The organism is Phytohabitans houttuyneae (assembly GCF_011764425.1).
Classification (GTDB): domain Bacteria; phylum Actinomycetota; class Actinomycetes; order Mycobacteriales; family Micromonosporaceae; genus Phytohabitans; species Phytohabitans houttuyneae.
The window spans coordinates 293443-315026 of record NZ_BLPF01000001.1 but is presented as its reverse complement, the minus strand read 5'-3'; the positions used below and the strand labels follow the sequence as shown (position 1 = coordinate 315026).

Genomic DNA, 21584 nt, shown 5'->3' with positions numbered 1-21584 from the left:
CGCCGCTGCTCAGAACGCCGTCAGGCCGGCGCCGAACGGGTACAGCGGGTTGCCGTAGGTGGTCGGCACGGGCTGCCCGGCGTCGATCCGCGCGCGGATCTCGTTGCGCTGGGCGGCGGTGGCGCCGAGGTCGTACGGCAGGTCCCACTGCTCGTTGGCGTCCGCGAGCACGTCGCTTCCGCCCGGCCGCAGCACCTGGTCGAGCGTGCGCGGCAGCTGCCACGGCAGCTTGCCCCGTGGCTGGTAGTCGCCGAAGAGCAGGCCGGCCGCGGCCGGGCCCATCTCCTCGCCACCGCGGTACGTGACCACCACCGCGCTGGCCAGCGTGTGCCAGTCAGTGATCACGTAGGGCCGCGGCATGACCAGCAGGACGACGACCGGGATGCCCTGCCGCTGGAAGTTCTGGATGACCGCCAACTGGTCGGCCGGGAGGTAGGGCTGCTCCTTCACCCAGTTGGTGGCGTGGGTGTACGAGCTCTCGCCGACCGCCACCACCGCCAGCTTCGGCGACGGCCCGGTGTCCTGGTACACGTTGACGCCGGCCCGCGCCGCCCTCGCCCGGATGGCGTCCAGGAAGGTCTGCGAGCCGTACTCCTGGTGGAAGAAGCTCGTCCAGATGCAGCACGCGCCGGAGTCGGCCGCGCGCGGCCCGGCCACCACGATGTTGTCGCCGGCGTTGAGGCGTACCGGCAGCACGCCGGTGTTGCGCAGCAACGTCATCGACTCGCGCGCCGCCTGGTTGGCGAGCCCCGTGTACTGCGGCATGTGGAAGCGGTACGGGCCGTTGACCGGGTCGCCGTACGGGTTTTCGAAGATGCCGAGCTGGAACTTCAGCCGCAGCACCCGCCGCACCGCGTCGTCGATCCGCGCCGCCGGCACACCCGCCGTGAACGTGCCGATGCTGTACCCGGCCGCGCCCGGGTCGGCACCGCCCATCACGTCCGAGCCGGCACGCGCCGCGCCGACCCACGAGCCGGACGGCAGCCAGTCGGTGGTGATGAGGCCGGTGTAGCCGAGGTTCTGGCGCAGGTAGTTGAGGATCGGCGCGCTGTCGCCGGCCCCCGGCCCGCCCGGGTCGAGGAACGAGCTGCCCGCGTACCCCGGCATGATGTTGACCGCGCCGGCCTCCATCGCGGCGCGGAACGGGATCATGTGGTACTTGATCGTGACGGCGTCGTAGACGATCAGCGCCTCGCCGCCCGCGCCCTCGCCCGGCCAGTGCTTGACCGTGGCGAGCACCGACTGCGGGTTGAGCTCCGGACCGCCCTGCAGGCCGGCGACGAGCGCCCGCACCTGCGCGGCAGCGACCTCGGCGCTCTCGCCGTTGCCCTCCTGGATGCGCGGGTAGATCACCTTGGTGCCCACCTCGGCCAGCGGCCCGAGCACGCCCCGGGTGCCGACCTCGAGCTGCTCGCGCCGCTGCATGTCGCCGAGCCGGTAGTCCAGCGGGTAGTTGCGAGCCGCCGCGAGCGCGCTCTGCGTCGGGTAGGTCGTCTTGTACCCGTGGATGGTGTCGCCGGCCGAGACGAACGGGATGCCCAGCCGCGTGCCGCTCGCCCGGATGAGGTTGGCGTGCAGGTCGGCGGCGTCCGCCGGCCCGAAGTGCCACCCCGACTGGGCGAACGCCTGCGCGTTGTAGAACATCTGGTACGCCTTCTCCTCGAGCGTCATCCGCCCGAGCAGGTCGTTGACCCGCGACTCGACCGGCAGGCGCCAGTCCTCGTACGGCTCGATCGCGCCGTTGCGGTTGAGGTCTCGCGCGCCGTTGACGATCCCGACGCCGTCGGCGACCGTCTCCAGCGTGGGGACGTACAGGCCGAACTGCCTGATGTTCGACGTGGCGAGCGTGCCGCCGGAGCCGTTGACCGCGACCACGTACCACTTGTAGGTCCACCGGTCGGCGATGTCCCAGGTGGGCGTGTAGCTGGTGCCGGTCGGCTCGGCGACCTTCGTGTAGAGGTCGATGAGGTTGCCGGTGGCGGCGAAGTCGTAGTCGGTCCGGCTGATGTTGAGCCACACCTGGTAGCGGGCGGCTCCGCCGACGGCGGCCCAGGACAGCGGCGGCCGGCGGGTACTCGTGATCATGGCTCCGTTGGCCGGGGCGCTGAGCTGGAACTGACCTGTCGTGCCCGGCGGCCGCGTAGGCCCGGACAGCATCGGCGGCGTCGTCGCCTGGTTGTCCACCTGCCCGAAGACCTGAAACTCCCACAGCGAGTACCCGTAGCCCGTCGCCCGCGCGGTGCCGGTCAGGCGGATGTAGCGCCCGGAGCCGGTCACCGCCGGCCGCTCGGTGCCGCCCCGCCCGGCGGTGGTGGCGTAGGCCTGCGTCCAGGTGGTCCCGTTCGCCGAGATCTCGATGCGGTACGCGCTGGCGTACGCGGCCTCCCACACGAGCGTCACCCCGGTGATCGCGGCCGTGCCGCCCAGGTCCACCTGGATCCACTGTGGATCGGCGAAATGGCTCGACCACCGCGTGGTGGTGCGCCCGTCGAGCGCGGCCGCCGGCGCGTTGCCGCCCTCGTGCGAGGAGGCGGTCACGTTCTTGAACTCGGCGATGTTCGTCCCGCCGGCGGGCGGCTGGCTCGTCGGCGGCTGGCTCGTCGGTGGCGTCGTGGGGGCGCCGCCGATGGTGCCGAAGACCTGGAACTCCCACAGGGAGTACCCGTACCCGGTCGCGCGCGCGGTGCCGTACATCCGCACGTACCGCCCGGAGCCGCTGACGGCGAGGGTCTGCGTGCCGCCGGTACCGGTCGTGGTGGCGTGGATCTGCGTCCAGGTGCTGCCGTTGGTCGAGGTCTCGATCCGGAAGCCGGTCGCGTACGCCGCCTCCCAGGTGAGGACCACCTGGTCGATCGCGGCCGTGGCGCCCAGGTCCACCTGGATCCACTGTGGATCGCTGAACTGGCTGGACCAGCGGGTACCCGGATTGCCGTCCACCGCGAACGGCGCGGCCATCCCCTCACCCTCGATGGACGAGGCGGTGGCCGGTTTCCCTTGGGAGATCAGGGGACCTGCCGCGTCGGCCGGCCCCTGCGCGATGGCAACCGCGCCGAGCAGGCCGGCGACGACCACTGTGAGCGCGGCGGCGAGCGCTCGGCGTGGTCGCGCACGGACAAGGGAGTACTGCGACATGACACCTCCTGGCGTCGGGCGAGTGAAGGCACCGCCCGAGGCGGACCCGCGAAAGGGCCGCCACAGCGCCGAAGAGGCGGTTCTGAAACATCAGGGTCATCGACAACCCTCCACGCGTCAAGGCTCGGCTTTTCCGTAAGGCCCCCGGGTGCGGAAAGTCGTGCATAGAAGTTGTGCATAAGTTTTGTGGAAGCTACGGTGAGTGGCATGGACGAGTCCGGCGTCACGCTCGACAGCAGGCAGCTGCGCGTGCTCGCGCACCCGCTGCGCTCACGCCTGCTCAGCGCGCTGCGCCTCGACGGCCCGGCCACCGCCACCACCCTCGCGGCCGCCATGGGCAGCAACACCGGCGCGACCAGCTACCACCTGCGCCAGCTCGCGGCCGTCGGCCTGGTGGTCGAGGACGCGGAGCAGGGGCGCGGCCGGGAGCGCTGGTGGCGGGCCGCGCACGACAGCCACAGTTGGTACAGCCGCGACGTCGCCGGGGACCCCGACGACCGGGCCGCCGCGACCTGGCTGACGGAGTACCAGGTGCGCCTGTTCGCCGAGATGATCGCCGGCTGGGTCCGCGACCACTACACGCACCCGCCGGCCTGGCGGGACGCCGCCGAGGTCAGCGACTTCGGGCTCACCCTGCCGGCCGACCGGCTGCGCGCGCTCAACGACGACCTGCACGCGGTCATCGAGCGGTACGAGCGGGAGGCCACCGGCGAGGGCGAGCAGGTGCTGGTGTTCATCGCCGGCTTCCCGCGGCTCCCGTCGGCGCCGGGCGGATCCGAGTGATGAGCGCGCGCGGCGCCCGCCGGCGCTACCTGCTGCTGCTCGGGCTGCGCTGGCTCGCCACCGGCCTGGTCATCCCCATCCTCGTGCTCCTGCCCCTCGACCGCGGCCTCACGCTGAGCCAGGTCGGCGCCGCCGGTGTCGCGCAGGGGCTGCTGGTGCTCGCGCTGGAGCTGCCCACCGGCGGCCTCGCCGACGCGCTCGGCCGGCGCCCGGTCCTGCTCGCCGCCGGCGTGATCAACCTGGCCTCGTTCGCGCTGCTGGCGGTGGCCGGGTCGCTGGCGCTGTTCGTGGCGGTCTTCGCGCTGCAGGGTGTCTACCGGGCACTCGACAGCGGCCCGCTCGACGCGTGGTACGTCGACGCCGCCCTGGCCGGCGACCCCGGCGCCGACATCGAGAGCGGCCTCAGCCGCGGCGGCGCCGTGGTCGGCGTGGCCATCGCCGCGGGAGCGCTGGCCGCCGGCGGGCTCGTCGCCCTCGACCCGCTGCCCGGCGTCAACCCGCTCGCCGTGCCGGTGCTGGCCGCCATCGCGGTCCAGGTGGTCGGGCTCGTCGCGGTCGCGCTGCTGCTTTTCGAGGTACGGCCGGCGGGCGGCACCGCACCCCTGCTCGCCTCGGTCCGGCAGGTCCCGGGCACGGTCCGCGCCGCGCTGGGGCTGCTGCGCCGCTCCCGCGTGCTGGCCGCGATCGTGGCGGTCGAGCTCTTCTGGGGCTTCGGCATGATCACGTTCGAGACGCTGCTCCCGGTCCGGCTCACCGAGGTGGTCGGCGACGCCGACACCGCCGCCACGCTGCTCGGCCCCGCCGGCTCGGCCGCCTGGCTCGCCTCCGCCGCGGGCGCCGCGCTGGTCCCGCTGGCGAGCCGCCGGATCGGCGCGCCGTGGACCGGCGCCCTGCTCCGGGTGCTCCAGGGCGCCACCGTCGTCGGTATGGCAGTGCTGGCCGGCCCGGTGGGCGTGCTCGCCGCCTACCTGCTCTGCTACACCGTGCACGGCGCCGCCAACCCGGTCCACATGGGACTGCTGCACCGCCAGGTCGACGGCCCGTACCGCACGACGGTCCTCTCGCTCAACTCGATGGTCGCCCAGCCGGCGGGCGCGCTCGGCCTGCTGGTCCTGACCGCCCTCGCCGACGCCACCTCGGTCAGCACGTCGATGCTCGTGGGCGCCGCGGTGCTCGCCGCCGCCGCCGCACCCTTGTACCTGGTCGCCCGCGGCCGCCCCACGACGCTGGCGGCCGCCGAGAAGGCCGAGCCTGTCGGCTTGTCGACCTAGCCGGCGTTCAAGGGCGGCGCAGGACCCGGGCGACACCGACGGCGATCGTCGTGGCCAGCAGCCAGCCGACCATGACCAGCGCCGCCGCTCCCCACGCGGCGGCGCCGACCGGTCGGTAGGCGGCCTCCTGCTGCAGGTCCGCGACAGGTAGGAGCAGATCCAACGTGTACAGGTAGAGGTCGGCACGCCCGGCCCGCCCGGCTTGCTGCGCCTGCGGCGGCACGACCTCGAAGAAGACGGCGCCGGCCATCCATGCTGCAAGGAGCCAGAGGGCGGCAAGCCACGGCCGGTAGCCGTAGCCGAGCACCCCATCCTGCAGGCGCCCCCAGACCTTGCCCAGAGCCTTCAGCGTCTCGCGGCGGTGGCGCTGCCCGGCCAGGAGGACGGCACGGGCCTGGTCGTCGTGACCGAGTCGGCGGTAGAAGGCGGCCAGCTGGTCGTAGGCCTCGGGCAGATATCCAGACGGCTCCCGCCGCAACCAGGTCAGCCGCTGTTCTAGGGAGGCCGGGCTGCGGATGGCGTCGTACGTGAAGCCTTGCAGGTGCAGTACGTCCGGCCAGGTGGCCGGGTCGTCCCACAGAACCCCCACATGGGCGTACGTGAGGTCCGCCTCGCCGTCGATCCGGGTTGCCGTCTCCAGTACCAGCTGGTTCGACCGCAGGTGCCGGCAGGAGAGGGCCTCGCCGTCGGGTGTGGATAGATGGGCATGGCCGAATGAGATCCGGCTGCCGACCTGTGCGGACGTGACGCTCACCCGACCGTTTGCGGTGAAGCCGGTGTTCAGGTTGGCGACCGCGCCGACGGTGAGACCGCGAGCGGTGAGCGCGCGGCCAACCGGCGAGTTGATCGTCGCTCCTTCCATCAGAAGCGACCCGTCGATCTTCGCGTCGTCCAGCACGATCTCGCCATCGCTGGTGAAGCCGAAGTTGGCGCGCAGGTCCTGGCCGACGAAGAGCCGGCTGGCATCAAGCGTCGCGGCCTCGGCCCGCAGTCGCGCCCGATCGAGCACCAGCGCGCCGTCGATGCAGGCGCCCGCCAGCTCGATCGGTCCGGTACACCGCACCGCATCCAGGTTGAGATTGCCGTCCAGCGTCGCCTTCGCCGCACGCAGGCCACGCAGGGTGGAGGCCTCCAGGTTGAGTTCGCGCAGGTGCGTACCGATCATCTCGATACGACTGTCGAACTCACATCTGGCCATACGGACGGGTGCCGCGACATCACCGTAGGAAACGTCCAGGACACCTGTCACGTGCGCCCCGACGACAATGATCGCTCCGACGTGGCCGGGATCGGCGACCTGCGCGCCGAGCATCAGCGCGCGGACGACAGACGCCCGTATCGTCCGGTCTTCGGCCTCACTCAGATCGACAGGCTCCCGGCGCGGGAACGCCTGCCAAAGTCGTTCCTCGGCCACTGTGCGCTCGACGTCGTCCACCGGCACATCGTCCTCGATCGGGACGGTGGGTGGGGACGGGTTTCGGGGCGTAAGGCCTGGGTACGGGGTACATCGGATGCAGTGTGTCCAAATAGGACCATGAGCGCACATCCGTTCAATCGCTTAGATCGAGAATTAAATCGATGAAGTCCTATTGAAGGATTCAATCGGGTGCAATAGGGTGCGTATAGAGCCGCACCAGGCAGGCGTAGAGGGTGAAAGACGGACCCGTCGCCGCGCTGGTGCAACAGCCGCCCGAGGTCCGGGCCGGGTTGGCTGACGTTCCGGTGGTGCGCCCGTCGGTGATGGCCGTCGCGCGGGTTTCCGCGGGCCGCCGCCCCCGGGAGGGCCGCAGGCGCGAAGGGGAGCGCCGTGCGGTCGTGGGTCCTTCCGGGGTCCGTGCAAACGCGACCCCAAGGAGTGTTCACATGCACGTCAATCGTCGGTTGCGTCGCGGCCTCGCCGTGGCCGCCGCGTTCACGCTGATGGCGGGTGCGGTCGCCGTCAGCACCGGCTCGGCCAGCGCGCTGGCGCGGGTCGACAACCCGTACGAGGGTGCCCAGGTCTACGTCAACCCGGAGTGGTCGGCGCAGGCCGCGGCGAACGGCGGCGGGGCGATCGCCGACCAGCCGACCGCGATCTGGCTCGACCGGATCGCGGCGATCGAGTCCGGTTCCGCCGGGTCCAACACGATGGGTCTGCGGGACCACCTCGACGAGGCGCTGTCACAGGGCGCCGACCTGGTCCAGGTGGTCATCTACAACCTGCCCGGCAGGGACTGCGCCGCGCTCGCATCCAACGGCGAGCTCGGCCCGGACGAGCTGAGCCGGTACGAGTCCGAGTACATCGACGTGATCGCCGGCATCCTGGGCGACGCGGCCTACGCCAACCTGCGGATCGTGACGATCATCGAGATCGACTCGCTGCCCAACCTCGTGACGAACGTCAGTCCGCGGGAGACCGCCACGCCCGAGTGCGACGTCATGAAGGCCAACGGCAACTACGTCAACGGCGTCGGGTACGCCCTGGCGCGGTTCGGCGCGATCGAGAACGTCTACAACTACATCGACGCCGGGCACCACGGCTGGCTGGGCTGGGACGACAACTTCCAGGCCTCGGCCAACATGTTCCTGCAGGCCGCGCAGGCCAACGGCGCGACGCCCGCGGACGTGCACGGCTTCATCACCAACACGGCGAACTACGGGATCCTTGACGAGCCGTTCTTCGACGCGAACACCGTCGTCGGCGGCAAGGTCGTGCGCGAGGGCAACTCGTCGTGGATCGACTGGAACCGGTACGTCGACGAGCTGTCCTACGCCCAGGCGTACCGCAACCTGCTCGCCGGCATGGCGTTCGACGACAACATCGGCATGCTGATCGACACCTCCCGCAACGGTTGGGGCGGGCCGGACCGGCCCACCGCGCGGAGCACGTCGAGCGACCCCGAGGCGTTCGTCAACGAGTCCCGGCTCGACCGCCGCATCCACCTCGGCAACTGGTGCAACCAGTCCGGGGCGGGCATCGGCGAGCGGCCGACCGCGTCGCCCGAGTCGGGCATCGACGCGTACGTGTGGATCAAGCCGCCGGGCGAGTCCGACGGCGCGAGCCGCGACATCCCGAACGACGAGGGCAAGGGCTTCGACCGGATGTGCGACCCCACCTACCAGGGGAACCCGCGCAACCAGAACAACCCGTCCGGCGCGCTGGCGGACGCCCCGCTGTCCGGGCACTGGTTCCAGGCGCAGTTCGAGGAGCTGATCGCGAACGCGTACCCGCCGCTGTAGGCGGAGAAAGACGCGCGGCCCGGTGTCACCAGCACCGGGCCGCGCGCGCCTATCTCACCGCCCCTGTAGCGAGTCTCACCGCCCCTGTAGCGAGTCTCACCGCCCTGTAGCGAGTCTCACCGCCCCTGTAGCGAGCGGACGTTGTCGCCGAAGGTCCAGTTGCGCGAGCCGTCCCAGTTGATCGACCACGTCATCAGGCCCTTGAGCTGCCCGTTGATCGAGCCCCACGCCTGCGAGACGAGGCTCGGCGTCATGTAGCCCCCGCCGGCACCGGCCTGGGCGGGCAGCCCGGGCACCTGCTTGTCGTACGGTACCCGGATCGTGGTGCCCTGGATGACCAACCCGCTGTTGAGGCAGTTCGTCTGCACCGTGAAGCCCTGCACCGTGCCGGCGCCGTACGAGTCGCCCGAGCAGCCGTACATGCTGCCGTTGTAGTACTGCATGTTCAGCCACCACAGCCGGCCGTTGTCCGCGTACTTTTTGACGATCGGCAGGTACGCGCCCCAGATCGAGCCGTAGGTGACGCTGCCGCCGGTCACGTACGCCGTCTCCGGCGCCATCGTGAGCCCGAAGTTGGACGGCATCTGGGCGAGCACGCCGTCGATGATGCGGATCAGGTTGGCCTGCGAGGTCGAGAGCTGGTTGATGTTGCCGCTGCCGGTGAGGCCGGTCTCGATGTCGATGTCGATGCCGTCGAAGTTGTACCGCTTGAGGATCGGCACGACAGTGGCGACGAACCGGTCGGCCACCGCGGACGACGACAGGTCGATGCCGGCCGTGGCGCCGCCGATCGACAGCAGGATCGTGAGCCCGGCCGCCTTGGCCGCGCACATCTCGGCCGGCGTGGCCACCTTCACCGTGGCGTCCATCCCGTCCTCCCACAGCACCGTGCCGTCGGAGAGGATCACCGGGAAGGCCGCGTTGATCACGTTGTACCCGTGCTGGCGGATCCGCGCGTCGGTGATCGGGATCCAGCCGAGCGGCGGGTGCACGCCGTTGGACGTGCCGTCCCAGTTCTCCCAGTACCCGTGCAGGACCTTGCCCGCGGGCCGCGACTTGACCGCGCAGGTCGAGCCGGTCGGCGCCGGGGTCGTGGGTGTGGGGGAGGGGGACCGCGTGGGCGACACGGACGGCGTCGGCGAGGCCGTGCGGGTCGGCGTGGGCGAGGCCGTGCGCGTCGGCGTGGGCGGCGTCTGGCCGTCGCACGCGCCGAGGTCGCGCCAGAGCGACGGGGTGGCGGCCGGGTTCCAGCCGGCGCCGGGGTGTGCGGTGTGCGTGACCAGCGCCTGGTACAGGCGGAGGCTGTAGACCACCTGCGCGCCGGCCGTGTAGGTGTTGCCCTCGGCCCACGCCGGTGCGTTGCAGACCACGAGCAGTTGGGGCGCCGCCCCGACGTTCGGCGCGAGGCCGATCCCGGCGACGACCGCCGCCGCCATCCCTGTCACCAGGGCCAACACCAGACGCCGAGCGCGCATGAGAACCCCAATCATCGTCGATTGGGCAGGGAGCTTATCAGTTAACTTTGTTCATAGTAAGAGACCGCAACGCGGAGATCGTGCCGCCCCGTACCCTGGAACCCGTGCGCCTGGCCACCTTCAACGTCCTGCACGGAAGGTCCCTCGACGACGGTGCGGTGGAGCGGGAGCGCTTCCGCTCCGTGATCGCCGATCTCAAGGCCGACGTGCTCGGCCTGCAGGAGGTCGACCGGGGCAGGCGCGCAGCGGTCACCTCGACCTCACGGAGCTGGCCGCCGAGGCGAGCGGCGCGGTCGCGCACCGGTTCGCGCCGGCGCTGATCGGCACGCCCGGCGAGACGTACCGGCGGCTCGCCCACGACGATGACGGTGCCGGCGAGCCGAGCTTCGGGGTGAGCCTGATCAGCCGCTGGCCGGTGCGGTCGTGGCACGTCACCCGGCTGACCGGCGCGCCGCTGCGCTCGCCGATCCTGGCACCGCCCGCGGCCGCCGGCGCCCCGGCCCTGTCGCGCGGGCGGTTCATGTGGCTGCGCGACGAGCCACGGGTCGTGCTCGCCGCCGTGGTGGAGGGGCCGGACGGGCCGTTCACCGTCGCGACCACGCACCTGTCGTTCGTGCCCGCGTGGAACGCCGGCCAGCTGCGGCTGGCGGTCCGCGCGCTGCGCCGCCTGCCGTCGCCACGGGTGCTGCTCGGCGACCTGAACATGCCGGCGCGCGCGGCGGCGCTGGTGTCGGGGTGGCGGCCGCTGGCCCGGCGGCCGACGTTTCCGGCCTGGGAGCCGCGCGTGCAGCTCGACCACGTGCTGCTGGACCGGCGTGGGGGAGCGCGGTGGCCGGGCGAGGGGACCGCGGAGACGCCGCGGGTGCCCTTTTCCGACCACCGGCCGCTGGTCGTGGAGCTGAGCGCCGGGCCGCCCCCACGACGACCCGGCGCCAACGGCTACTGAGCGTATACCTCCAGTTCGGACAGTTGTCCCGCGGGCCACCCGGTGTTGCCGGTGAACGTGAGCCGCAGGTACCGCTGGCTCGTGCCCTGGAACGTGATGGTCACCGTGTTGCCGGTCGCCGGGTTGAACGTGTAGCCCGCCGAACCGACCACTGTGGAGTACGACGTGTTGTTTGTGGACCCGAGCACCGACAGCGTCTGTGTCCGGGTCTGCCAGGCCGTGGCCGGTGGCAGCTTGAGCACGATCCGGGAGACCGACTGCGCGCTGCCGAGGTCGACGGTGAACGACTGGGGGAACGCGTTGTTCGCACTCTCCCAATAGGACGACGCGTTGCCGTCGACCGCGTTGCCCGCCGGGAAACCGCCCTGCGTGGTCGTCGCGGTGACCGGCTTGCCCGCCGCCAGGTTGGTGTTGGCGGTCGTCCCGGTGCCGGACAGCCCGACGGTCAGCGGACTTCCCGGCGCGTTCGACGCGACGCTCAGCGTGCCCGTGCGGGCGCCCGCCGCGGTCGGCGTGAACGTCACGCTTACCGTGCAGGACGCGCCGGCGGCGAGGCTGGCTCCGCACGTGTTCGTCTGCGCGAAGTCACCCGTGGCGGTGACGCCGGTGAGGCTCGCCGCCGCCGTGCCGGTGTTGGTGACGGTCACCGGCGACGCCGGGCCGCCGGTGCCGACCTGCCGGCTGCCGAACGACAGGCTCGACGGCGACGCGGCCAGCGCGGGTGCCGGTGGCGTGGTGCCGCCGTACACCTCCAGCTCGGACAGCTGCGCGGCCGGCCACCCCGTGTTGGCCGTGATCGTCAGCCGGATGTACCGGCGGGACGCGGACGGCAGCGTGACCGTGACCGTGTTGGCCGACGCCGGGTCGAAGTTGTACCCGGCCGAACCCACCACTGTGGAGTACGACGAGCCGTCCGTCGAGCCGAGCACGGACAGCGTCTGGGTACGGGCACCCCAGCCCGGCGGGAGCTTGAGCACGAGGCGGTTGGTGTTGACCGACGAGCCCAGGTCGACCGTCAGCGACTGCGGGAACGCGTTGTTTGTGCCCTCCCAGTAGCTGCCGGCGTTGCCGTCCACCGTGTTGCCCGCCGGGAATCCGCCCTGCGCGCTCGTCGCGGTGACCGGCTTTCCGGCCGCCAGGTTGCCGCCCGACGGGGTCGTCCCGGTGCCGGACAGCCCGACGGTCAGGCTGCCGACCGTCAGGACGCCCGTCCGGTTGCCCGCGGCCGTGGGCCGGAACGTCACGTTGACCGTGCAGGTGGCGCCGGCCGCGAGGCTGGCACCGCAGTTGCTGGACTGGGCGAAGTCGCCGTTGACCGTCACGCCGGAGAGCGTGACCGTCGACGTGCCGGTGTTGCGGATCGTCACCGGCCGGGCCGCGCTGGTCGTGTTCACGTCCTGCGCGCCGAACGCCACGCTCGCCGGGTCGGCCACCAGGCCGCCGCCGGTGCCGCCGCGCCGCCGCTCGAACTCGGCCGTCCAGTACGCCGTCCGCTCCAGGTACGCGGTCTCCGCGGCGGCGCCCGTCTTGCCGTACGCGCCGCTGTAGGTCTCGTACCCGAAGCCGGCCGGCGGGGTGGAGTCCGCCGGCTCGATCGTCGAGCCCTCGTGCCACTCGTTGAACGAGGTGACCGAGACCCAGGTCGGCACGCCGCCCTTGGTCGGGTCGAGGGCGTTGTTCCACACCTGGTCGTACGTGGCGCCGTTGTTGCGGGCCAGCGTCGGCGTGGTGTTTCCGGGCACCGCGCGGTCGTCGATGTAGCCGGGACCGAGCGACGGCGCCCACACCAGGCCGTTGGCCTTCGCGTACTCGCCGGCGTTCTCCCAGCCCGGCGCGGTCGCCGCCGCGATAGCGTCGTAGGTGAACATGCCGGAGAAGTGCGCGATCTTCGTGGTGTCCGTGGTCTGCGCCAGGACGATGTTGCTGCCGGTGACCTGGTCCAGCGCGGTCCAGTCGGCGATGTTGAGGCTCTCGAAGACGTAGAACACGGCCTTGTTGGCGTGCTCGGCGGACTTGAAGAACGCCGGGTGCGAGCCGTACCGGGTGTTGATGTAGTTGATGTCCGCGACCGTCGAGGCCGCGCTCCGCCCGCTGTACGGCTCCAGGTGCCAGGCGACCTTGATGCCCTGTTGCTGCGCGGCGTCGAGCACGCCCATCGCGAGCTGGTCCTCGTACGAGTTCTGGCCCCACCAGCTGTATACGATCACGCCCGCGCCGGACTGGCGGATCCAGGCCATGTGCTGCGCGACCGCGCCGGCGAAGTCACCGGAGTCGTACGCGCCGAGCGTCGGGTACAGGTTGGCGCCGATGTCGTTCGGCGGGGTGCGGCCGCCCTGCTGCCAGTGGCGGTAGCTGCCGTTGTGCTCGGGGTTGCCGTACCACGGGTAGTAGAAGAGGTGGACGTTGCGGGACAGCGGCGCCTGCGGGTCGGTGACGCCGACGCCCTGGCCGGCGAAGTCGACCCAGTTGACGTTCACCAGCGCGGTACCGGCCGGCGTGCCGGAAGCCGAGCGGGCGATGAAGTACAGCGGCTGGGTCGTGGCGCTGGCGGTGAGGGGGATGTTGACGTCCACGTAGGACTGCCATCCGCCGGTGTTCGGCACCCCGGCCGAGCCGAGCAGCGTGCCGGTGGTCGAGCCGCCGCGCACCTCGACCGAGCCGGCGCCGTTGGCCGACGCCGCCCGCAGCCGCACGGCGGTGATGTTCGTCAGGTTGGTGGGAGCGAACGACCACCAGTCACCGTTCTCGACGAACGCGATGTTCTGGAAGCCGCCCTGCGGGTCGCTCGTCGCCTCCCGCTGCACGCCGGCCGTACCGCCGGTGGGTGCGCCGGCCACCCGGCCGGTGGCCGCGAAGTACTCGGCCTGCTTCCGCTTGGGCTGCAGCTGGATGAGCGAGCGGCCGGTCAGGGCCGCGCTGCCGCCGGCACCGCCGCGGTCGGTGTACGTGGCCTCGAGGACGGCGAAGATGTTCGCGTCCGCGTCGTGGCCGCCGGCCTGCGAGGTCTGTATCCGGCCGGTGCAGCCGGTCGCCTGCTGGATCGGGTGCGCGTGCTCGTCGTGGCCGAACGAGTACTGCAGGACCACGCGCGAGCAGTCGATCGTGCCGTCCTCCGGGTCGGTGACGGTCACCGTGTAGTTGATCTGGTTGCCCCAGTCGAAGAACCCGCCGTTGGGCGGCGCGGTCAGCGTCACCGTCGGCGCGGTGTTGCCCACCGTGATCGGCACGTTCGCCACCGCGGTGCGGCCGCCGGGGTCGCGGACGGTGAGCTGGGCGGTGAAGTTGCCGTTCGTCGTGTACGTGTGGCTCGGGTTCGCGGCGGTCGAGGTGCCGCCGTCACCGAACGTCCACGAGTACGTGATCGGCTGCCCCTCCGGGTCGCGCGACCCGGTGCTGGAGAACTGCACCGTGAGCGGCGTCCGCCCGCTGGTCGGCGTGCCGGAGGCCTGGGCGATCGGCGCGGGGTCGAGGTTTCGGTAGTCGACCCGGTAGACGCCCGAGTCGTCGTTGTTGCCGCCGAAGCCGCTGCCCCACTCGATGAGGTACAGCGCGCCGTCCGGTCCGAACTCGAAGTCCATCGGCCGGATCGTCGACATGCCGGCGAGCAGCTGGTTGATGTCCACAAGGGAGCGCCCGTCCGGCGTCACCTGCATGGTGTACATCTTGTTCTGGTTCCACTCGCCGAACAGCGCCTTGCCGTCGAAGTACGCCGGCCACTTGCGCGCGCTGACCAGCGCCGGGTCGTACCGGTAAACCGGGCCGCCCATCGGCGCGCCGCCGCCGCCGATCTCCGGGAAGCGCGGGTTGCCGTCGTAGTCGTAGTCCACCGTGGCCGCCTGCGCCGGCGGGAGGGTGGTCAGGCCGGTGTTGTTGGGGGAGTTGTTGACCGGCGCGGCGCAGTTGAACGCCGCCCCGCTCGGCCCGGACGGGAACGTGTAGTCGCGGTAGGCGGCGTTCGCCCCGGTGCAGTACGGCCAGCCGAGGTTGGCGGCCTGCGGCACGATGTTCCACTCGACCGTGTTGCCGGGGCCGCGGTCCGGGTTGGACTGCCCGGCGTCCGGCCCGTAGTCGGCAACGTAGAGCACGTTGGTGCGCGGGTCGGTGCCGATCCGGAACGGGTTGCGCAGCCCCATCGCGTAGATCTCCGCGCGGGTCTGCGCCGTGCCCGGCGCGAAGAGGTTGCCGGACGGGACCGTGTACGTGCCGTCCGCCTGCGGCTTGATGCGCAGCACCTTGCCGCGCAGGTCGTTCGTGTTTCCGGAGGAGCGCTGCGCGTCGAAGTCCTGCCGCCCGGCCCGCTCGTCGATCGGCGTGTAGCCGCCGGACTCGAACGGGTTGGTGTTGTCGCCGGTGGCCAGGTAGAGGTTGCCCGCGCCGTCGAACGTCATGCTCCCCCCGGCGTGGCAGCACGTGTTGCGCTGGGTGGTCACCTGCAGCAGGACCCGCTCGCTGGCCAGGTCGAGCGTGTCGCCGTTGACCGTGAAGCGGGAGAGCCGGTTACGGGCGACGCCGTCGTTGGGCGCGTAGTAGAGGTACACCCAACGGTTGGTGGCGAACGCCGGGTCCAGCACGATCCCGAGCAGCCCGTCCTCGTTGCCGGTGAAGACGCTGAGCGTCGCGGCGGTGACGGTCGTCTGCGTGTCCGGCTTGATGACGCGTACCCGGCCGTCCCGCTCGATGTAGAAGACCCGGCCGTCCGGCGCGACGTCGAGCTCCATCGGGTTGTTGGTGTTGCTGTCCAGCGTCACCTTCTCGAAGCTGCCGGTCAGCGACGCGCCGCAGTCCCCGCTCAGCACGCCGGCCGCGGTCTGGATGCCGCCGAGCAGGTGCTGGCGGAACGCCGTGTCCGCGAACGCGGCGTTGGAGTGGCCGCCGCCGGTGTACCAGGACCGCCCGCCGTCGTACGTCTTGCACCACGCGGTCGGGTGGTCGGCGCCCATCGCGCCGGCACCCGGCGTGTACGTCGTCTCGTCGAGGCTCGCCAGCACGTGCGCCGAGCTGCGCGGATTGGACTGGAAGTTGTACCACTCGTCGAAGCGGGACCAGCGCTGCGGCAGGTGCGCGGTGGACGGGTGCGCCGGGTCCTCCACCTTCACGGTGGCGGTCTGCTCGGCCGGGTGCGAGGCGAAGTAGGCGCCGACGAGGCCGCCGTACCAGCTCCAGCCGTATTCGGTGTCGGCCGCCGCGTGGACGCCCACGTAGCCGCGTCCACTTCGGATGTACCGCTCGAACGCGGCCTGCTGTCCCGCGTCGAGCACGTCGCCGGTGGTGGAGAGCCACACGACGGCGGCGTACCTGGCGAGGTTGGTGTCGTTGAAGGCGGCACCGTCCTCGGTGGTGTCCACTGTGAAGTCGTTGGCGGCGCCGAGCTGCTGGATCGCGGCGATGCCGGCCGGGATCGAGTCGTGCCGGAAGCCGGTGGTCTTGGAGAAGACGAGCACGGAGTACGCGGCCGCCTGGGCCGGTGTGGGCGCGAGGGTGAGGCTCACGACGGTGGCCGCGAGCGCGGCCAGGGCGGTGAGCAGGGTTCGGCGACGGCCGGAACGCACCATGGGGGTCTCCCGGATACGGGCGCGACGGCTTGCCGGGCCGCCGCGGGTGGGGGCGCGACGGGTTGGCCCGGCGTCCGCGGCCGCCGGGCTTTGTGGGGATCGCGCGGCCGGCTCTCGGCGTGAGCCGACCGCGTTTACTGCGATGTTGCGGCCACATGTCGGCCGCGTGTTGGCCGACAGATTAACGCCGATGTCTGCAAGAAGCCAATAGAGCAACGAAAATTTTGGACTGCGAGGCGTTTGCTTTCGAGTAGTTGGAATTACGGGCGCTTTCTGAGCGGCGCGTAGCTCGAATGGAAGAGCTTTTCGCCGAGCCGCCCGAGCACGAGGTTGCGCAGCGGGGTGGGCAGCGAGCGGCTGCGGTCCCGGCGGTGCGTCTGCGCGCGGACCCACTCGGTGCGCGGCCGCCGCCGCTCCTCGAACGCACGCAGCGCGCCGGTGATCGTGCCGGCCGCGGCGAGGCAGTCGGCGAGCACGAGCGCGTCCTCAACTGCCATCGCGGCGCCCTCGGCCATGTTGGGCGAGGTGGCGTGCGCCGCGTCGCCGATCAGCAGCGTCAGCCCGCGCGACCAGCGGGGTAGCGAGACCTCCTCGACCGGCCCGCCCTGCAGGCCGTCCCGCGCGGCGGCGAGCACGGTCGCGGCCGGCTCGGCAAACCCGGCGAGCAGCTCGCGCGGCTCCACCCGCGGCCCGTCGAGAGGACCGTCGCAGTAGACGTACACGAGGCCGTCCCCGATCGGGATGGTGAGGAACGCGCCCCCGCGCCCCACCATCACCGACCACACGGGACCGGAGTCGGGCCAGCGGGCGAGGAAACGCCACGCGTACTGCCCGACCTGGCGGGCGCTTGCCGCCGCACCGAAGATCAACCGCCGGACCGTCGAGTGCACCCCGTCGGCGCCGAGCACGAGGTCGTAGCCCTGACTCGTGCCGTCGGCGAACGTCACCCGCACGTCCTCGCCGGTGTCCACGACGGACTCGATCGTGACGCCCCAGCGGATCGGCACCTCTTTGGCGCCGGCCAGGAGCACCTCGTGCAGGTCGGCGCGGTGCATCGCCAGGCACGGCCCCACGCCGTGCCAGAGGTCCGACACCGCCAGGTCCATCAGCGGCCGTCCCCTGTGGTCACCGACCCGCTGGCGCTCGATCCGCACCGCCCGCGCCGCCGCCTGCGCGCCGAGCCCGAGGTCGCCGAGCGCGCGGACCGCGTTGCCCGGCAGGTAGATGCCGGCCCCCTCCACGCGCGCGGCCGCCGACCGCTCGACGATCTCGACCTCGGCCCCCCAGGTCCGCAGCGTGCGCGCGGCCGCCAACCCGGCGATCCCCGCACCCACCACGAGCACCCGCACCCCGTTTCCCCGCATGCCCCGAAACGGTAGGGCGCCGACCTTCCGGAATCCTTATCCGCCGCCTTCCCGGCCACCCGTTCGAGCGACACCCCTTTGAGATCAGAGCTACCGCGGCGCCCGCCGTGGTCCGGACCGTTGCTCCCGCGGCCTCACCCTTCGCGGGGTCGGGCTCGGCCCGCGGACCTCGCAGCGGAGATCGGGGGTTCGGCGAGCCGGTCGGTGGGGGTCGAGTTCGGACAGGGCCGCGGTGATCGCCTCGCCGGCGGGGTGGCCTGGCCGGACTGCCAGGAGTCGGTGAAGGCGGCGCCGTCCAGGGCCTGCCGGCAGGCGGCGATCGTGCTGTCCAGCCACTGCTTGAGAAACGGCATCTGGGCGGCGGCGACCTCGTGGCGCTGTGCCTCGGACGTGGCGGCCAGCCACACCGCGCGGCGGTGGTCGGCCCGGTCGGCGGCCATCGCGGCGGCGAGCTGGAGGCAGATGGACAGGCCCCACCGGTGGTCAAGGCTCTGGAAGCCGCGGATCGCCTCGCGCAGCGCGTCGGCGGCGGCCGGGCGGTCACCGGTGCGCCAGGCGGCGCCGCTGCGGCAGATGTCGATCCAGGCCAGCCCCTCGGGGTCGCCGACGGCGCGCAGCTCGGGCTCGCCCTCGTCGCAGCGGCGCACCGCCTCGGCCCAGTCGCCCCGGGCCAGCGCGGTGGCGGACAGGTACATCAGCGCGAACCCCGCCTGGCCCCGGTCGCCGGCGGCCCGCGCCCGGCGCACCGACTCCTCCAGCACGCGCACGGCCCTGGGGTTGTCGCCGGCGTAGAACGCGGCCAGGCCGGACGTGGTCAGCGCGCGGGCCGCCCCGGCGCCGTCGCCGGCCTCGCGGCTCAGCCGCGCCGACTCCTCGGCCTCGGCCGCCGCTGCCGGCAGGTCGCCCTGGATGGCGGCGAGGCCGGCGGCGCTGTCCAGCGCGCGGGCGCGGACTAGCGCGGGCACCTCGGCGGGCAGCTCGAGGGCGCGGGCCAGCCACGCGCGGCCCTCGCGGTAGTGCCCGTGACGGTCCCACAGCGGGTAGAGCGAGCCGGCCAGCCGGACAGCCGTCCCGGCGTCGCCCCGCTCGATCGACCACTCCAGCGCCGCGCGGATGTTGCCGTGCTCGGCCTCCAGGCGGCGCAGCCACACCGGCTGCTGCGCGCCGCGCAAGGCCCTGCGGGCCCGCGTGACGACCGCGAGGGTGTACGCCGCGTGCCGGTCGCGCAGCGGCGCCACCGGCCCCTGCTCGGCCTGGCGGGCCAGCGCGTAGGCGCGCAGGGTCTCCAGCAGGCGGTACCGCGGGGTGGTGCCGGCACTGTCCACTGTCACCAGTGACTTGTCGACAAGCGCGGGCAGCGACTGCGCCACCGGTGGCTCGCCCTCGGCCGCGCACACCGCCTCGGCGGCCTCCAGCGTGAAGCCGCCGACGAAGACGCCCAGCCGGTCGAAGAGCCGCCGCGCCGGCGGGTCGAGCAGGTCGTAGCTCCAGTCGACGACCGCGCGCAGCGTCTGATGCCGCGGTGACGCGGTGCGGCTGCCGCGGGTGAGCAGCCGGAAGCGGTCGTCGAGGCGCGACGCGATCTGGTCGACGCCGAGGGCCGGCACGGCCGCCGCCGCCAGCTCGATCGCCAGCGGCAGGCCGTCGAGCCGCTGGCAGATCTGGGTCAGCGTGGCGGCCGTCGCGCCGGTGAGCGCGAACCCCGGCCACACGGCGGCGGCCCGCTCGACCAGCAGCCGTACCGCGTCGGACGCGGCCGCGGCGGCGAGCGACGTGTCGCCGGGCGCCGGCAGGCCGAGGCCGCCGACCGGCCACAGGTGCTCGCCGGTGATGCCGAGGCGCTCGCGGCTGGTGGCGAGCACGCGCAGGCGGGGGCAGGCGCGCAGCAGGTGGTCGGCGAGGCCGGCCGTCTCGTCGAGGAGGTGCTCGCAGTTGTCGAGCACGAGCAGCGCGGCGGCGTCGCGGAGGCGCTCGGCGACGAGGTCCAGAAGTGTCCGCTGTGGACGCTCGCGGACGCGCAGCGCGGCGGCGACGGCGGGCGCCACGAGGCCGGGCTGGGCGAGCGGGGCCAGCTCCACGACCCACGTGCCGTCCGGAAACTCCGCACCACACGCGGCGGCGACCTCCAGCGCGAGCCGGCTCTTGCCGGCGCCGCCGACCCCGGTCAGCGTGACGAGGCGGCCGGCGCGGAGGCGTTCGCGGGTCTCGGCGAGGTCGCGTGCCCGGCCGACGAAGCTCGTCAGCGCGACCGCCTCCACGCGCGCCGGGGCGGCCGCCTCCGCGCGGGGCGGGGGAGCGTCGAGCGCGGGGTCCTGGCGCAGGATCGCGGCGTGCAGCCTCGCCAGCCCCGGTCCCGGGTCGACGCCGAGCTGGTCGGCGAGCGCGTCGCGGGCCTCGGCATACGCCTGTAGCGCGTCGCCCTGCCGCCCCGCGCGGTAGAGCGCCAGCATCAGCTGCTCGCGGAAGGGCTCGCGCAGCGGGTGGCCGGCGACGAGGGCCTCCAGCTCGGCCACGACCGCGGCGTGCCGGCCGAGCGCGAGCTCGGCGGCGATCCGGTCTTCGAACGCCTGCAGCCGCAGCGCCTCCAGGCGGGCCGCCTCGGTGCGCGCGAACGGCTCGTCCGCGAACTCGCCGAGCGCGGGACCGCGCCACGCGGCGAGCGCGGCGGTGAGGTGGTCGCGCGCGGCGGCGGCATCGCCCGCGGCGAGCGCGCGGGAGCCGGCGGCGGCGCGGCGCGCAAAGACTCCCGCGTCCAGCTCGTCCGGGCCGACCTCCAGGTGGTAGCCGCCCTCGCCGGCGACGAGGCCCGCGTGCCGCTCGGACCGGGCGGGGCGCAGGGCGGCGCGCAGCTCGCTGACCCGCACGTGGACCATCTCGGCCGCGCTGCGCGGCGGGTCGTCGCCCCACAGCGCCTCGGTGAGCCGGTCGGTGGGCACGGCCTGGCCCGCGTGGACCAGCAGGACGGCGAGCAGCCGGCGGTGCCTCGGTCCGCCCAGTGGCAGCGCGGAGCCGGCGTGCACCGCCCGCACGCTACCGAGGATCTGGAACTCCACGGCTCCCCCAGCCGGAGCGACGGCGGTCGTCCGTCTCACAGTCTGCCAGCCGCGTGGGCACGCTCCCGCGTGCCACCTGATGGGAAATCGATGCATGCGACTAGTTGGATGCCTAGCGTTCCGGAAAATCCCGATAGTCCGGTGCGTCGCACCGGAGTGAGGAGGTTCCGTGCCGAGACGACTACTCGCACTCGTCGCCGCCGTCGCGACGCTCACCGCCCTCGGCGTGGCCTCGCCGGCCGCCGCCGAGCCGCTGGAGAGCGGGCCGTGGACCGCGTACTCGCCGTCGTTCTCCGTGCAGGAGCGGGGCTGCGGCGTGGTCAACGGGCTCACGTTCCAGCTCACCTGCTCCACCGCGAGCGGTGACCAGCGGGCCGAGCGCCGCTACGCCACGTACAGCACGGGCGTCCGCCAGTTCGAGGGCTACTTCCGGATCACCAGCATGCCGGGGACCCGGATCAGCCTGAAGCAGACGTTCGGTCCGAGCGGGCCGTTCTTCATGCTGGCGGTGGAGCGCGGCGGCCGCCTGTATGCGGTGCACGGCGGCACCACCCTCGCGACCGGCGCCACCGTCGGCGCCACGGTGCGGGTCAACACCGTGCACAACACGGGCAACGGTGCGCACCGCACGTACATCAACGGCTCCAACCGGCATTCACAGACCGGCGGGAGCGGCGGCTACTACGACAAGTTCGGCGCGTACCGCACGAACAGCGGTGCCGGGCCGGCCACGGTCGTATGGAGCGGCGTCCAGTTCTGGCAGAAGTAGAACCCGACGCGGCCGTCCCG

The 21584-nt window shown here is 72.6% G+C and carries 9 protein-coding genes and 2 pseudogenes; 5 read left to right on the top strand and 6 right to left on the bottom strand.

Annotated elements, in window-relative coordinates:
• Positions 1-9 precede the first annotated feature (9 nt).
• Entirely contained in the window at positions 10-3132 is a 3123-nt protein-coding gene (locus Phou_RS01425) for a discoidin domain-containing protein (RefSeq protein WP_173052829.1), read from the bottom strand.
• A 207-nt stretch (positions 3133-3339) separates the two neighbouring features.
• On the opposite strand from Phou_RS01425, the gene Phou_RS01420 reads away from it, so the two are divergent.
• Positions 3340-3915: a winged helix-turn-helix domain-containing protein gene (locus tag Phou_RS01420; RefSeq protein ID WP_173052827.1), complete on the top strand. Its 576-nt coding sequence runs from the start codon at positions 3340-3342 to the stop codon at positions 3913-3915.
• On the top strand, positions 3906-5186 hold the full coding sequence (locus tag Phou_RS01415; RefSeq protein ID WP_246273710.1) for an MFS transporter: 1281 nt from the start codon (positions 3906-3908) through the stop codon (positions 5184-5186). The genes Phou_RS01420 and Phou_RS01415 overlap by 10 nt, the downstream gene beginning before the upstream one ends.
• A gap of 7 nt (positions 5187-5193) precedes the next feature.
• On the opposite strand, the gene Phou_RS01410 is transcribed toward Phou_RS01415, so the two are convergent.
• The gene (locus tag Phou_RS01410) at positions 5194-6621 is read right to left on the bottom strand and encodes a hypothetical protein (RefSeq protein WP_173052823.1); all 1428 of its coding nucleotides are present in this window, start codon (positions 6619-6621) and stop codon (positions 5194-5196) included.
• Between the two features lie 530 nt (positions 6622-7151).
• Between Phou_RS01410 and Phou_RS01405 the strand changes: the two are divergent.
• Positions 7152-8405, top strand: a pseudogene (locus tag Phou_RS01405) (glycoside hydrolase family 6 protein); the annotation flags it as partial.
• 116 nt (positions 8406-8521) lie between these two features.
• Here the strand turns inward: Phou_RS01405 and Phou_RS01400 are convergent.
• Positions 8522-9880: a glycosyl hydrolase family 18 protein gene (locus Phou_RS01400; protein ID WP_173052821.1), complete on the bottom strand. Its 1359-nt coding sequence runs from the start codon at positions 9878-9880 to the stop codon at positions 8522-8524.
• 104 nt (positions 9881-9984) lie between these two features.
• On the opposite strand from Phou_RS01400, the pseudogene Phou_RS01395 reads away from it, so the two are divergent.
• Positions 9985-10826 (top strand): annotated as a pseudogene (locus tag Phou_RS01395) (endonuclease/exonuclease/phosphatase family protein).
• Here the strand turns inward: Phou_RS01395 and Phou_RS01390 are convergent.
• The 3 genes from Phou_RS01390 to Phou_RS01380 form a co-directional block, all read right to left on the bottom strand.
• Positions 10820-16378, bottom strand: coding sequence for a ThuA domain-containing protein (locus Phou_RS01390; RefSeq protein ID WP_173052819.1), 5559 nt, complete (start codon positions 16376-16378; stop codon positions 10820-10822). The pseudogene Phou_RS01395 and the gene Phou_RS01390 sit on opposite strands and share 7 nt — an antisense overlap.
• Positions 16379-16638: 260 nt before the next feature.
• Entirely contained in the window at positions 16639-17742 is a 1104-nt protein-coding gene (locus Phou_RS01385) for an FAD-dependent monooxygenase (protein WP_173052817.1), read from the bottom strand.
• A 134-nt stretch (positions 17743-17876) separates the two neighbouring features.
• Positions 17877-20795: an AfsR/SARP family transcriptional regulator gene (locus Phou_RS01380; RefSeq protein ID WP_173052815.1), complete on the bottom strand. Its 2919-nt coding sequence runs from the start codon at positions 20793-20795 to the stop codon at positions 17877-17879.
• Positions 20796-20964: 169 nt separating this feature from the next.
• Between Phou_RS01380 and Phou_RS01375 the strand changes: the two genes are divergently transcribed.
• Positions 20965-21564: a hypothetical protein gene (locus tag Phou_RS01375; protein ID WP_173052813.1), complete on the top strand. Its 600-nt coding sequence runs from the start codon at positions 20965-20967 to the stop codon at positions 21562-21564.
• Positions 21565-21584: the final 20 nt, after the last annotated feature.

What these genes read in the sequence shown, in the direction of transcription:
- Phou_RS01425 (WP_173052829.1), bottom strand. Translation starts at nt 3,132, where the DNA reads ATGTCGCAGTACTCCCTTGTCCGTGCGCGACCACGCCGAGCGCTCGCC.
- Phou_RS01420 (WP_173052827.1), top strand. Translation starts at nt 3,340, where the DNA reads ATGGACGAGTCCGGCGTCACGCTCGACAGCAGGCAGCTGCGCGTGCTC.
- Phou_RS01400 (WP_173052821.1), bottom strand. Translation starts at nt 9,880, where the DNA reads ATGCGCGCTCGGCGTCTGGTGTTGGCCCTGGTGACAGGGATGGCGGCG.
- Phou_RS01390 (WP_173052819.1), bottom strand. Translation starts at nt 16,378, where the DNA reads ATGGTGCGTTCCGGCCGTCGCCGAACCCTGCTCACCGCCCTGGCCGCG.
- Phou_RS01385 (WP_173052817.1), bottom strand. Translation starts at nt 17,742, where the DNA reads ATGCGGGGAAACGGGGTGCGGGTGCTCGTGGTGGGTGCGGGGATCGCC.